The sequence below is a fragment of the Legionella tunisiensis genome, from assembly GCF_000308315.1.
Taxonomy (GTDB): Bacteria; Pseudomonadota; Gammaproteobacteria; order Legionellales; family Legionellaceae; genus Tatlockia; species Tatlockia tunisiensis.
Genome location: NZ_CALJ01000234.1, coordinates 1 through 12,656, shown reverse-complemented (window position 1 = coordinate 12,656; position 12,656 = coordinate 1). Strand labels below are relative to the sequence as shown.

Below are 12,656 nucleotides of genomic sequence, written 5' to 3'. Positions count from 1 at the left end.
CATTGGGCACTCTGCTAGTATTAATAACAGAGTCGGTCAGGCAATCGCTCTTTGTGTAAAACAGAGGGAGGAAAGTCCGGGCTCCACAGGGCAGGGTGCCAGGTAACTCCTGGGAGGCGTGAGCCTACGGAAAGTGCCACAGAAAATATACCGCCTATTTGTTGTTCGCAACAGCTAGGTAAGGGTGAAATGGTGTGGTAAGAGCGCACCGCACGATTGGTAACAGTCGTGGCAGGGAAAACCCCACCCGGAGCAAGACCAAATAGGAATCCTTCGTTGCTGCTATGCACGAACGTATGGCCCGTACGGGATTCGGGTAGGTCGCTTGAGGCATGTGGTGACGCATGTCCCAGATGAATGGTTGTCCAAGACAGAACCCGGCTTATCGACCGACTTTTTTATTACCCCTTGATTCTCGTCATAAGTAGACTTACTATCGGCGCATTTGCTATAGCGGAATCTAGTGACATGATGCTATGTATTGATGTTGGTAATTCGCATATCTACGGTGGTGTATTTGCCGATGATGAGATTCGTCTTCGTTTTCGCCATACTTCACAAGTTAGTACTTCCGATGAATTAGGTATTTTTCTTAAATCTGTCTTGCGTGAGAATCAATGTTCACCGGAAGGAATTGATACAATTGCTATTTGCTCAGTTGTACCTCAGTTAGATTATTCTCTGCGAGCAGCCTGTGTAAAATATTTTTCTGTAGAGCCTTTCATGTTGCAGGCAGGAGTCAAAACAGGTTTAAACATTAAATACCGTAATCCAGTTGAAGTTGGTGCAGATCGCATAGCAAACGCGATCGCGGCGACTCACGCTTTCCCTGGCAAAAATGTTGTAGTAATTGACTTCGGTACTGCTACCACATTTTGTGTAATTACCATGCAAAAAGCATATTTGGGAGGGGCGATCTTACCTGGTGTGCGTTTGTCAGTGGATGCTCTTGCTACCAAGACTGCGAAGTTACCGGCGGTAGAAATTGTTAGAACAGAACAAGTTGTAGGGCGTTCTACTATTGAAAGTATTCAATCAGGTGTTTTTTATGGCGTGTTGGGTGCTTGTCGCGAATTAATTAATCGTATTAAGACTGAATCATTTGCTGGACAAGATGTAACCGTGTTGGCAACGGGAGGATTTGCTTCTTTGTTTGAAAAACAAGGAATTTATGATCATTTGGTTCCTGATTTAGTGTTACAGGGGATTCGTTTGGCCGCAATGCTGAATAGTTAATATTTATAGTGTGAGAAATTTAGCGAGTATCATTGTTATTGTAATTGTAGTTTTTAGGTGGTGACAGTAGCTGTAGTAAATCAGTTTTAATCTCTGTTTTTATTCAAAATACAAAGTTGTTCCCTTCCTAAAAAATAAAGCCAGCTATGAGAGTAATGGTGTACTGGCGTTATTTTCTACGTCATTCCGAACACAGTGAGAAATCTCCGATTTTAAAGCGGCACTCATTACCGGAGATCTCTCGTTGTGCTCAAGATGGGGTGGAAGGTCTGATTCCACATCTGTAATTGAATTAAATTCATCCATATTGGATTAAATAATTCCTTTTGTGGATTAAAAAACAGTGCCACTGAAATTTTTTATCGGAAAAACCTGTTTTGGGGTTGACGCTTGGGAAAATGTGTTCCTATAGTGTATAAAAGTGGTTTAAAATACTAAAAAAGTGGAGAATTGTGGGATGGCTACTAGCTGACCACAAAAAAGAAGCCATGTTTCGTGGAATTAATGCCATCACAATTGACGGGAAAGGCCGTCTTGCAGTACCAACGCGTTATCGAGACGCCTTGAGTGCGCAAGAGAAATCTTCTTTGGTGGTGACCATTGATACAGAAGAGACATGTTTGCTGCTTTATCCGGCAGCACAGTGGCAGATTATTGAAGATAAACTGCAAAGTTTGCCTAGTTTTAATGTGGCAGCTCGTCGAATTCAGCGCTTGCTGATTGGACATGCAACCGATGTAGAGCTGGATGGTAATGGCCGTGTGCTTTTACCGCCTTTATTACGCGATTATGCCCATCTTGATAAACGAGTTGTGATGATAGGTCAGGGCAATAAGTTTGAAGTTTGGGATGAAATGTTATGGCAGACCAGACGTGAGCAGTGGTTGGCTGAAGAAGCTTCCCAAGAGGATGGATTGCCAGATGAAATGAAAACTTTTTCTTTGTAACGGAAATAATTATGATGGCGCATCAATCAGTATTGTTGCGAGAAGCGATAGAAGGCTTGGCTATCACGGCAGATGGGATCTATGTCGATGGAACTTTCGGCCGTGGTGGTCACAGTCGTGCTATTTTGCAGCAATTATCTGCAGCAGGGCGTCTGATTGCAATTGATAAAGATCCTGAGGCAATAGATTACGCCAAACAACATTTTGCTAATGATAAGCGCTTTCATATTTATCAAGGCTCATTCGCCAAGCTTGCTTTATTTGCCAAACAAGCCAATGTTTACGGGCAGGTCAATGGTATTTTGTTGGATTTAGGTGTTTCTTCACCCCAATTGGATAATCCTGCGCGAGGTTTTAGTTTTATGCAGCAAGGACCTTTAGATATGCGCATGGATTTGGATCAAGCGTTGGATGCTGCTCGTTTTGTTAATCAAGCAGAGGCAGATGAAATGGCTGCCATATTCCGAGAGTATGGTGAAGAGCGCTTTGCTGGGCGCATTGCACGAGCAATCGTTGCTGCACGCGCAGAATCTCCCATTCAGACTACAGAGGCTTTGGCGGAAATTGTCAAACAAGCTAATCCAAAATGGGAAAAACATAAACATCCTGCAACCAGAGTATTTCAGGCGATACGTATTCATGTGAATCAGGAGCTAAGTGATCTGACCACTTGTCTAGATGAAGCGCTCAATGTCTTAGCGGTTGGTGGGCGTTTGGCAGTGATTAGTTTCCACTCATTAGAAGATCGTATTGTTAAGCAATTTATGCGTAATAAAGAGCAAGGTTTGCGCCCACCACCGGGGGTGCCTATACGTGATGTAGAGATTCAGAGGTGTTTTAAGCGGGTGGGGAAGGCCGTCAAAGCATCTGATGAAGAAGTAAAAGAAAACGTCAGAGCACGTAGTGCGGTCTTAAGAATAGGAGAAAAATAGCATGAATGCCGCAGCCAGAGCGATTAATCAGAGCAATTTTTTAGTGGACAATTACTAGATATGCGTCTCTCAAAACAGCTTTGTTTCATGTTGACTTTATTATTGGCAGTATTACTGAGTGCCTTGGCTATTATCTATACGACCAATGAGCATCGTATCAGTTTTAGCCAGTTGCAGCATTTGGAGCAGCAAACCCATCAATTACAGCTGCAATGGGGACAATTACTTTTGGAACAAGCCAGTCTTGCAACACCTGCAAGAGTAGAGGAGTTGGCAATACAAAAATTGCAAATGAGATTACCAGCAGATAAAGAAACTTTTGTGTTGCGAATCCAATGAAAACAAATGGTCATCAGGTTCGGCTAGTAGTCGTATCGTTTTTTCATTCTGCTACTAGCAGTGCTTGTATGGCGGATGTTGGATTTGACGGTGCTTCATCGTCAATTTCTGTTAGGTCAGGGCGAGGCTCGCAGTATACGTACAATTGATATCCCTGCCTATCGAGGCATGATTACTGATAGGCAAGGGAGCCCTCTCGCAGTAAGTACGCCAGTACAATCAGTGTGGGTAAATCCTAAGGTATTTTCACCAAATGCGGAACAATTGGCCGCGTTATCACGTCTACTAGGTGCGCCTTCAAAGCGAATACTTGCCAGAGTTAGAAGAGCCAGCTCGCGAGAATTTCTTTATCTACACCGTCAGTTGCCGCCGACGCTTGCTAAAAAATTGAGCAACTCAATATTCCTGGCGTTAATTTTCAACAGGAATTTAAACGATATTATCCTGAAGCAGAAAGTACCGCACAGTTAATTGGTTTTACTAATATTGACGATGCTGGTCTTGAAGGATTAGAGCTCGCTTATCAAGATTGGTTAATGGGAATTAATGGCAAGAAAAGGGTTGTAAAAGATCGCATGGGTCAGATTGTTGATGAGTTGGGTGTGCTTAAAGAACCTCGACCTGGCCATGACTTGTCTTTGAGTATTGACAGACGTATTCAGTATTTGGCTTACCATGAATTACAACTAACTATGGAGAAATTTGCTGCAAAATCTGGTTCTGTGGTAGTTGTCGATGCTAAAAATGGAGAAATACTAGCAGCAGCAAATTATCCCTCGTTTAATCCTAATGCACGCGGTCGTTATACGCGTGACAGTTACCGTAATAAAGCGATAACAGATATTTTTGAACCTGGATCCGTAATCAAGCCATTTAGTATAGCAAGTGCACTGGGAAGTGGTTTGGTTAAGCCTGAAGATATTATTGATACACGACCAAGCTGGATGGTAGTACATGGTCATACTATTCGCGATGTACATAATTACGGTGTATTAGATGTAACAGGCGTATTACAGCACTCCAGTAACGTTGGTGTCACTAAAATGATTCTCTTAAGTCCGCCCGAACAGCTTATTGGTCTGTTTCAGCGGAGTGGGTTTGGACAACGTACGGAAAGTGGTTATCCCGGAGAAAGTGATGGTGCAATTGCTAAAGTTAAGGATGCTAATCCTTTTGTATTAGCAACGCTGGGTTTTGGTTATGGCTTGTCTGTCACTGCTTTACAGTTAGCTAAAGGCTATCTTATTTTTGCCAACAAAGGGCGGTTGTTACCGGTTACTCTATTACACAACGAAACAACAGCCGTTGGTGAACAAGTACTGGATGAAAAAACAGCAAATCAAGTTCTTGCGATGATGGAGGCAGTGCTAGGTAATGAAGGGACAGGAAAACTGGCAAGAATCCCTGGTTATCGAGTTGCCGGTAAGACGGGAACAGCAAGAATTGCCGGTAAAAATGGTTATGAAGCTAATCGTCACATCGCGAGCTTTGTCGGTATAGCTCCAGTTTCACAACCACGGCTCGTTGTAGTCGTGGTGATTCACGAACCGACACGAAATAGTTATTATGGCGCGGCTGTTGCAGCACCACTTTTTGCACAAGTGATGTCTGGGGCTTTACGCATTTTGGAAGTGCCTCCCGATAAAACAACTACATGAGGTTACCATGAAACTTGCTGAGTTAATGCGTCCTTGGATTACTGAGAATATTCCCGATTGTGAAATTCTAGGTGTACATAACGATAGTCGGCAAATAAAACATGGTTTTTATTTTTTGCTTATCCTGGTGCTGCTACTGATGGCAGATTATATATTCAACAAGCGATTAATGCTGGCGCAAAAGCGATCGTTTATGAGCCGGATAATTGGCCAGAAAATTGTCAACTTCCGACACAACTGCCATGCCTCGCCTTACCTGATCTGGCAAAAAAACTTGCTGCAATTGCCAGCCGATTTTTTGATGAACCAACAAAAAAATTAGCTGTAACTGGCGTTACTGGAACAAATGGCAAAACAACAGTTGCTTACCAATTAGCTCAAGCTCATACGTTATTAGGTGAAAAAGCGGCTTACATTGGCACTTTGGGGCAAGGGGATGTCAACGCATTGGATTCCTTGGTGAATACGACGCCTGATGCGCTTTGTTTACAACATCTTTTATACACCTACCAGCAAAAGGCTATAAAGCAAGTGTGTATGGAAGTTTCCTCTCATGCCCTACATCAAAAACGGGTGGAGGGTATCGATTTTCACCAAGCAATTTTTACCAATCTAAGTCATGATCATCTTGATTATCACGAAACAATGGATGCTTATGCTGCTGCAAAAGCGTTGCTCTTCGCTGAGCCAACTCTCAAGTGGGCTATTATTAATCAGGATGATAATTACCAGCAAGCGATGCGAGCTGCGGTGAGAAAACCTTGTCAAATTATTAGTTACGGCATTAAAGATGAGGCAGATGTGCGTGCTCTGCGTTGGGATGTTAGCCTGGCGGGGACTCGGCTTGAGGTTGCTTCACCTTGGGGACAACATCAATTAGTTATCAATGCACTTGGGTTTTTAATATTTATAATGCACTGGCCGTTTTTACCAGTGTATTAGCAGCTGGCTACGATGTCGATAAAGTAATCCCTATAATGGCAAAACTACAACCGGCGCCTGGTCGTATGGAGGTTGTAACTCACGATCCCTATGCCATTGTTGATTATGCACATACTCCTGATGCTTTGCAAAATGTATTAGCTACTCTAAAAAGGTAAAAAAGGTCGCATTATAGTTGTGTTTGGTTGTGGTGGTGATAGAGATAAGAGTAAACGACCAATGATGGGAAAGATTGCCAGTGAATATGCAGACATTGCTATTATCACTAGTGATAATCCGCGTAATGAGGATCCCTTGGCTATCATTGATGCTATCGATGCTGGAATAATTGCCAAAGCTAATTTATATAAAATTGCCGATCGAGAAGAAGCTATTACCAAGGCGCTTAATTTGGCACATAAAGAAGATATTATTCTTATTGCCGGCAAAGGTCATGAGGCGTACCAGCAAATTGGAAATGTGCGTCATGCTTTTTCCGATCAAGCAGTAATACGGCAAATCCTAAATAGATAAGCAATATCCTAAGAATGAAATCAAATCAGGCTGTTGTGTAGGCGATGCGCATATTTTGCGATGCTAAAATTGGAGATTGCTACTAAAACCAAGAATATTACGTGTTTGTTGGTTTACTAATTGTGCGTTATACACACAAAAATCATGGCGATTCTTATGTGCTTTGCGTAGTTCGGTAAATGTTGCAGCAAGATCGCTGGAATTCTTCAATATTTTTGTCTCGGTAGCTGGATTAAAAAGAGATAAAACACAATCTTGCCAGCTCTGATTTTCAGAAGAAGGAGGTAAATTTAAAGTTGTTGCTACAACACTACTCATTGTAGGGAGCGAGAGATTGTAGCGGGTATGCAATTTCTGGCTTAGGATGAATACAGCAGCATACTTAGCTTCAATACTATGACCTGCAATATGAGGGGTACATAACTTGGAAAAATTAACAACCTCTGGGTTAATAAACGGTTCGTTATTATAAACATCAGTGCAATAAATAACCGATTTGGTTTTAATAAGTTCTTCTTCGTTGATGATACCACCGCGCGAGGCATTGATGATGGCACAACCAGGTTTTAATCGTTCAAGCAGCGCTGCATCGATAAGATTCCGACTGGGATAAGGAGGCTCTTCATGCAAACTGGCGTGCACACAAATAAGGTCACAATCAGCGAGTTCAGCCAGGGTAATACTGTAAAAACTGCCTTCGCGTTTGCTTTTGGGGGGATCATAACAAAGGACTTCCATGTTGGCTGCCACCAAGCGTTCTTTGACTTTTGAGCCAACTTTCCCGACACCAATGACACCAGCTTTTGTTCCTTGAAATAAATGATATTTTTGTAAATAGGCGAGTGTAGTCATAACATAATCGGCCACTGCAACAGCATTACTGCCTTTTGCATCTAACAGCTCAATGGCATTCATTTTTAAATAAGCACTATCAATATGATCAGTGCCGCTACTGGCCGTTGCAACGTAACGCAGTGAATGTCCTTTTAACAATTGTTCATTAACTTGCAGGGTAGAGCGGCATAAAAGAATATCTTGTCCACAGAGAAGCTCGGATATGTTCTCACCCTCTTTGTAGACAGTTAATTCAAAGGGCTGTGGGAAGGCTTGAGCTAAACCCGGTATAGTTGCATCAGCGAGAATTTTCATAAATTAAATAAAAAACGAATAGTTGTTAGCGACCAGCTAATGGCTGGATTGATTAACCACCCCAAAATACCGCTAAATAATAGCGCTAATAAAATAAAAAACCAAAAGGTTCTATTTTCTCATAAATTAGAGCTTCCCTTGTTGGTAAAAGACAAGCAACAACACGCCCGCCATCGAGAGGTGGAATGGGAATCAAATTAAAATAGGCTAGAAGCAAATTGATAAGTATGCCTGCTCGCGAAGTGAGTAATAAAAATAAAGCAATATTAGAAGATTTAGGATCCAGGGTGGTGGCTAATTTTAGGCATAAAGCCCAAAAAATAGCCATTACAAGGTTTGAAAGTGGACCAGCAGCACTGACTAACACCATATCACGGCGCGGATTGCGCAATTGCGAACTGTTAATAGGTACGGGTTTTGCCCAACCGAAAACAAAACCGCTCAACATTAAAGTAATAATGGGAACAATTATCGTGCCAATGAGGTCAATGTGGCGCAGAGGATTAACGCTTAAACGCCCAAGCATTTTGGCGGTTGTATCACCGAAATAATTAGCAACCAAGGCATGCGCTGCCTCGTGGAGGGTTATGGCAAATAAAACTGGAAGTATCCAGACCACTATCTGTTGGGTGATTGTTAATTCAAGCATGAGTATAGAGAGTTACCCCATTATGATCGTGCGTCATTCTAACGGATAGTTGGCGATTAGCTCAAGTTGAGGTCGTACTGAATTGTTGACTTTATACCTCCAAACTACTAACCGGTTGCGGAGTGCCGTGAGGTCCCAGAAAATTATTCACCGTTCACCTTCTGCGTTTTATGCGCGAGACCCAGTATGATCTAAAATAATAATGCGGGATTAGCTGATTAAGTAGAATTTAATGAGAAGCTCTTATATCATAGCATGTCAAATTGGGGCGATGAGCAAGAGCCTTGGATAAACTTAATAGCTATTTATTACTAGGACTTTTTTCTTTATTACTTTTTATGCCTGGTATCGCAAAAATGCCTGTAATTGATAGGGATGAAGCGCATTTTGCCCAGGCAAGCCGACAAATGATAGAGACTGGCCAATATTTTCAAATTCGTTTTCAAGAAAAAACTCGTTTTCAAAAGCCACCTGGCATAAATTGGTTGCAGGCAGGTAGTGTAAATTTATTCTCAAATGCCCAATCTACAAATATCTGGCCTTACCGTATCCCGTCCTTGTTAGGTGCATTATTCTCTGTATTGTTGACCTATTTTTTCGCGCGCCGTTTTGTTCATCGACGCACAGCCAGATTAGCGACGGCATTATTTGCTTCTGCTCTATTGCTAGTTGTAGAAGCACATATGGCGGTGATTGATACCTCTTTATTGTTTTCTGTGTTGTTAATGCAGGGTGCCTTGTGGGTTATTTATCAAAAAGCCATCGATAAACAACCTGCTTATTGGGGGTGGGCCGGTTGTTTCTGGCTGGCTATGGCCTATGGTTTAGTGCTAAAGGGTGTGACACCTTTAGTGGGGGTTTTATCTATTGTAACACTCTGTATTATGGAACGACGTACGGATTGGCTTCGTGAGTTGCGCATTTATCGTGGCTTATTATTCTTTTCATTCGTTAGTCTCGCATGGGTTATGATGGTTAATACAGCAGAAAATAGTAATTATTTACTGCAAATGATCCATAAGGATTTGCTACCAAAATTACAAGGCGGGCATGAATCACATGGCAAGCCACCCTTATTTCATCTATTCATTTTACCGCTAACATTTTGGCCTGCCTCTCTGTTTTTATGGCAAGGTGGGACTTATGCTGTTCGTAATCGCCACAATAAAGTAGTTAAATTTCTATTAGCTTGGCTTTTGCCAACCTGGATTTTTTTGAGTTGATGCCAACCAAATTACCTCAATACGTGTTACCTACTTTTCCTGCTATTGCATTATTATGTGCCTTAGCTATTGAAAAGGCTGAGAAGGCAAAACTACCAGGACGTTGGTTGCACTTCCTGCAGTTTTTATGGGGACTTTTCTCCATAGGTTTAGCCTTTGGATTAGCTTTTTTACCCTATTTATTGACTCATCAATTCCCTTTAATAAGCAGTATTCTTTTTGCCTTGTTGTCTGGCATGACTATTATTTGTGTTTATTTTGCTTGGAATAGCGCTTATTATCACGCCAGCATAGCTGTACTTATCCTGGCTGGAATTGCTTATCCACTTATTTTTAGGGAGTTATTGCCTCCATTGGAGCCTTTATGGCTAACGAAAAATTTGGCGCAACAAGTAGATAGGCATCAGATTTCATCTGACAAGCCGTTGTTAGTAGTGGGTTTTGAGGAACCCAGTTTAGTGTTTAATTTAAATACTCATTTAGTGAAATTTACTGATAGCGAGACGGCACAGAAAGCTTTACAACAAGATTCGTCTCGTTTGGCCTTAATTGAACCTGCTCTGTTTGCTGAATGGATAAATAACCGTAGGAGCTATGCCATTATGGCCCATACAAAAGGTTATAATTACAACAAAGGCCGCTGGGTAGAGCTTTTTTAATTAGACAAGAAAATATGGGAGAAAAACAGTATGTCGCCCTTTGATCGTTTGTTGGCTGTAATGACTAAGCCTTGGGTTGCAATGCTCTATATTGGTTTCGTTGTTTTGTCTTTTTTATATCTTGATAAACCTATTGCCCAATATTTTTATGAGATTGATTTAAAAGAAAATTTGCAATTGTTAACTTGGTTAACCAAATTAGGTTTAGGCTTGATCTATATGGGTGGATTTTTTGTTCTGGCACTTTTCTTCCGCTATATACGGCAAAATAGAGAATGGGAGGCGCGCGCCTGGTTTTTATTTATGTGCGTTACCATACCTGGAGTAATTTGCGTATTTTTGAAGGCATTATTAGGACGAGCCAGACCAGATATGTGGTTTGACGAGCAGCTATATGGTTTTTTGGTTTTAAAACCAACGCCTATTTTTGGTCCTTTCCATCTGGGCATACAACCACGATTATTGGCGCGGCCCTAGGCTTAAGTATTTTGTTTCCACGGTATTTTTACGCCTTTATTTTGGCCGGTTTAACTATCGCGTTTTCCCGTGTTTTTCTTACTCACCATTATCTGAGCGATGTTTTGACGGCAAGTTATCTAACTTTATTAGAAGTTGGGATTTTGCTGTGTATTTTGCGACGCAAATCATGGTTGGCTCCGGTTTGGGGACATACGGTACAATAAATTTTATTTTAAGGTGAACTGAAATGACTTCTATTCAGGTTGATTTGTCGATTATTATTCCTGTCTATAATGAGGTCGATAATGTTGAACCCTTATATGAGGAAATTGTAGCGTCGCTTTCAGCGACAGATTTCCTTTATGAGGTCATTTTTGTTGATGATGGCAGTAAGGATGGTACGATAGAACAGCTTTATTCGTTATCACAACGTTATAGTAATTTGTGTGTTGTTTATCATAAGCGAAATTTTGGGCAGAGCGCAGCTCTTTTGAGTGGCGCCAAAGCAGCTCGCTATTCTCTGTTAGTTACTTTGGATGGAGATGGACAGAATGATCCTGCCGATATTCCACAGCTTGTGGAGCATGCACAAGATTTTCGTACGGTAGTTTTGGGTAACCGTAAGAAAAGAGATGATAATTACTTAAGAAAATTATCTTCACGTATTGGTAATGGTGTACGGCAGCGTTTGCTTGGTGATGGTTGCCCAGACACAGGGTGCAGTTTAAAGCTGTTTCCTCGTGAAGCTTTTTTAGCGCTACCTCATTTTAACCATTTGCATCGCTTTTTACCGGCTTTGTTTAAAAGAGCCGGATTTAAATTAGTTAATTTACCAGTGAATCATAGGCCGCGTCGGCACGGTATATCTAAATATGGTGTTATGAATCGACTATTTGTTGGTATTCATGATTTAATTGGTGTGCGCTGGTTATTAAAGCGTCCTTGTGCCCCGGAGGTTTCTACATATGAACGTTGATTATCTGTGGCTCGCTATTGGCTTTATCGGACAGGGGATTTTTTCTGCTCGGTTTGTCGTGCAGTGGCTGATTAGTGAAAAAGTGAAGAAAAGTGTTATTCCCGTTGCTTTTTGGTATTTGAGTTTATTTGGCGGCTTAACATTATTAATTTATTCGATTTATAAACAGGATCCTGTCTTTATATTAGGACAATCAACCGGTGTTTTTATCTACGCACGCAACCTCTATCTAATTCAGCGAGAGCGTTCTTCCAGAATGGCAAAGAAGCTAAAGTCAGTATCTTAGTCTTTGTTCTACTAAGTCTCGTAATAAGTTCGTCCAGTCACGATTAAGTTATTTCTAGGGCTTGCCACCCAATTTATTGCCTTTGATTGAGGTAGCATTAAGGTATTTACCCAGACAGGTAATTGCGGGCTTTGCCAAACAAGTAGTAGCTTCCCTTTAGGTAAAGAAAATGGAGTCGCAGGATGCAGATACCAGCCATTTTTAATAGAGAGTGCCAGCATGAGATTTCCTAACAACCAATAAGAATCAGAAACAATGTAATCCACCTTGAGGCGATCAGTTTTGATTGCTTGTACTGTTTCATATACAGGAAATTGATTGTATTTATTATGTACTGTATAACCGCGATTAATTAAGATACCAAAGAAAATAATTTGGACTAATAAACAAGTTACGGTAAAAGAACGTATTTTGATGGTTAACTCAGGTTTCACTTGTACTTGGCTGAAGATGCAGAGTGGGCATAAAAATAGGATTGGGATAAGCCAACGTGTTGCAAAATTACTAATACCCGTAAAAAATAATGAGGGTAAGTAAAGGTAAACTAATTAAATGGTAACGTAGAAGTATATAATCCCTGGCAGTTTGACGTAATTGCCAATGCTTGAATGGAAAAAAATGGTGCTAATAAGCAAGACTGGAGAGGCAAAAACAGGATTGCTTTACTGAACTCTACAAGCCCCAACGA

11 protein-coding genes, 1 other RNA gene and 4 pseudogenes are annotated in these 12,656 nt (G+C 41.2%); 13 read left to right on the top strand and 3 right to left on the bottom strand.

What is annotated here, in order from left to right:
* Positions 1-28 precede the first annotated feature (28 nt).
* The 7 genes and pseudogenes from rnpB to BN58_RS25655 all read left to right on the top strand — a co-directional run bounded on the left by rnpB (position 29) and on the right by BN58_RS25655 (position 6,567).
* Positions 29-401, top strand: an RNA gene (gene rnpB, locus BN58_RS28800) — RNase P RNA component class A.
* A 67-nt stretch (positions 402-468) separates the two neighbouring features.
* Positions 469-1,236, top strand: a complete 768-nt coding sequence (locus BN58_RS14125) for a type III pantothenate kinase (RefSeq protein WP_019217381.1) — start codon at positions 469-471, stop codon at positions 1,234-1,236.
* A gap of 488 nt (positions 1,237-1,724) precedes the next feature.
* On the top strand, positions 1,725-2,183 hold the full coding sequence (gene mraZ, locus BN58_RS14120) for a division/cell wall cluster transcriptional repressor MraZ (protein WP_026069498.1): 459 nt from the start codon (positions 1,725-1,727) through the stop codon (positions 2,181-2,183).
* 11 nt (positions 2,184-2,194) lie between these two features.
* Complete coding sequence (gene rsmH, locus BN58_RS14115) at positions 2,195-3,115, top strand: 16S rRNA (cytosine(1402)-N(4))-methyltransferase RsmH (RefSeq protein ID WP_019217379.1); 921 nt, start codon at positions 2,195-2,197, stop codon at positions 3,113-3,115.
* 1 nt (position 3,116) lies between these two features.
* Positions 3,117-3,454: pseudogene (gene ftsL / locus BN58_RS25665) on the top strand (cell division protein FtsL).
* Positions 3,451-5,112 (top strand): annotated as a pseudogene (locus BN58_RS37110) (peptidoglycan D,D-transpeptidase FtsI family protein). Before ftsL ends, BN58_RS37110 begins: the two co-directional pseudogenes overlap by 4 nt.
* Positions 5,113-5,119: 7 nt before the next feature.
* Positions 5,120-6,567: pseudogene (locus tag BN58_RS25655) on the top strand (UDP-N-acetylmuramoyl-L-alanyl-D-glutamate--2,6-diaminopimelate ligase).
* 63 nt (positions 6,568-6,630) lie between these two features.
* Here the strand turns inward: BN58_RS25655 and BN58_RS14080 are convergent.
* Both BN58_RS14080 and BN58_RS25650 read right to left on the bottom strand, forming a co-directional pair.
* The gene (locus tag BN58_RS14080) at positions 6,631-7,716 is read right to left on the bottom strand and encodes a 4-phosphoerythronate dehydrogenase (RefSeq protein ID WP_019217376.1); all 1,086 of its coding nucleotides are present in this window, start codon (positions 7,714-7,716) and stop codon (positions 6,631-6,633) included.
* Positions 7,713-8,365, bottom strand: a pseudogene (locus BN58_RS25650) (site-2 protease family protein). Before BN58_RS25650 ends, BN58_RS14080 begins: the two are co-directional and overlap by 4 nt.
* Positions 8,366-8,649: 284 nt before the next feature.
* Here BN58_RS25650 and BN58_RS25645 point away from each other — a divergent pair.
* The 6 genes from BN58_RS25645 to BN58_RS14055 are packed head-to-tail and all read left to right on the top strand — an operon-like array spanning position 8,650 to position 11,968.
* Complete coding sequence (locus BN58_RS25645) at positions 8,650-9,588, top strand: ArnT family glycosyltransferase (protein ID WP_019217374.1); 939 nt, start codon at positions 8,650-8,652, stop codon at positions 9,586-9,588.
* Complete coding sequence (locus BN58_RS28795; RefSeq protein WP_019217373.1) at positions 9,588-10,247, top strand: hypothetical protein; 660 nt, start codon at positions 9,588-9,590, stop codon at positions 10,245-10,247. The genes BN58_RS25645 and BN58_RS28795 overlap by 1 nt, the downstream gene beginning before the upstream one ends.
* A gap of 30 nt (positions 10,248-10,277) precedes the next feature.
* Entirely contained in the window at positions 10,278-10,724 is a 447-nt protein-coding gene (locus BN58_RS25640; protein ID WP_051131924.1) for a phosphatase PAP2 family protein, read from the top strand.
* Complete coding sequence (locus BN58_RS28790; protein WP_083852217.1) at positions 10,640-10,930, top strand: phosphatase PAP2 family protein; 291 nt, start codon at positions 10,640-10,642, stop codon at positions 10,928-10,930. Before BN58_RS25640 ends, BN58_RS28790 begins: the two co-directional genes overlap by 85 nt.
* A 23-nt stretch (positions 10,931-10,953) precedes the next feature.
* On the top strand, positions 10,954-11,682 hold the full coding sequence (locus BN58_RS14060) for a glycosyltransferase family 2 protein (protein ID WP_019217372.1): 729 nt from the start codon (positions 10,954-10,956) through the stop codon (positions 11,680-11,682).
* Positions 11,672-11,968: a lipid-A-disaccharide synthase N-terminal domain-containing protein gene (locus BN58_RS14055; protein WP_019217371.1), complete on the top strand. Its 297-nt coding sequence runs from the start codon at positions 11,672-11,674 to the stop codon at positions 11,966-11,968. Before BN58_RS14060 ends, BN58_RS14055 begins: the two co-directional genes overlap by 11 nt.
* Positions 11,969-11,979: 11 nt before the next feature.
* On the opposite strand, the gene BN58_RS14050 is transcribed toward BN58_RS14055, so the two are convergent.
* Complete coding sequence (locus tag BN58_RS14050) at positions 11,980-12,402, bottom strand: hypothetical protein (protein WP_019217370.1); 423 nt, start codon at positions 12,400-12,402, stop codon at positions 11,980-11,982.
* Positions 12,403-12,656 lie beyond the last annotated feature (254 nt).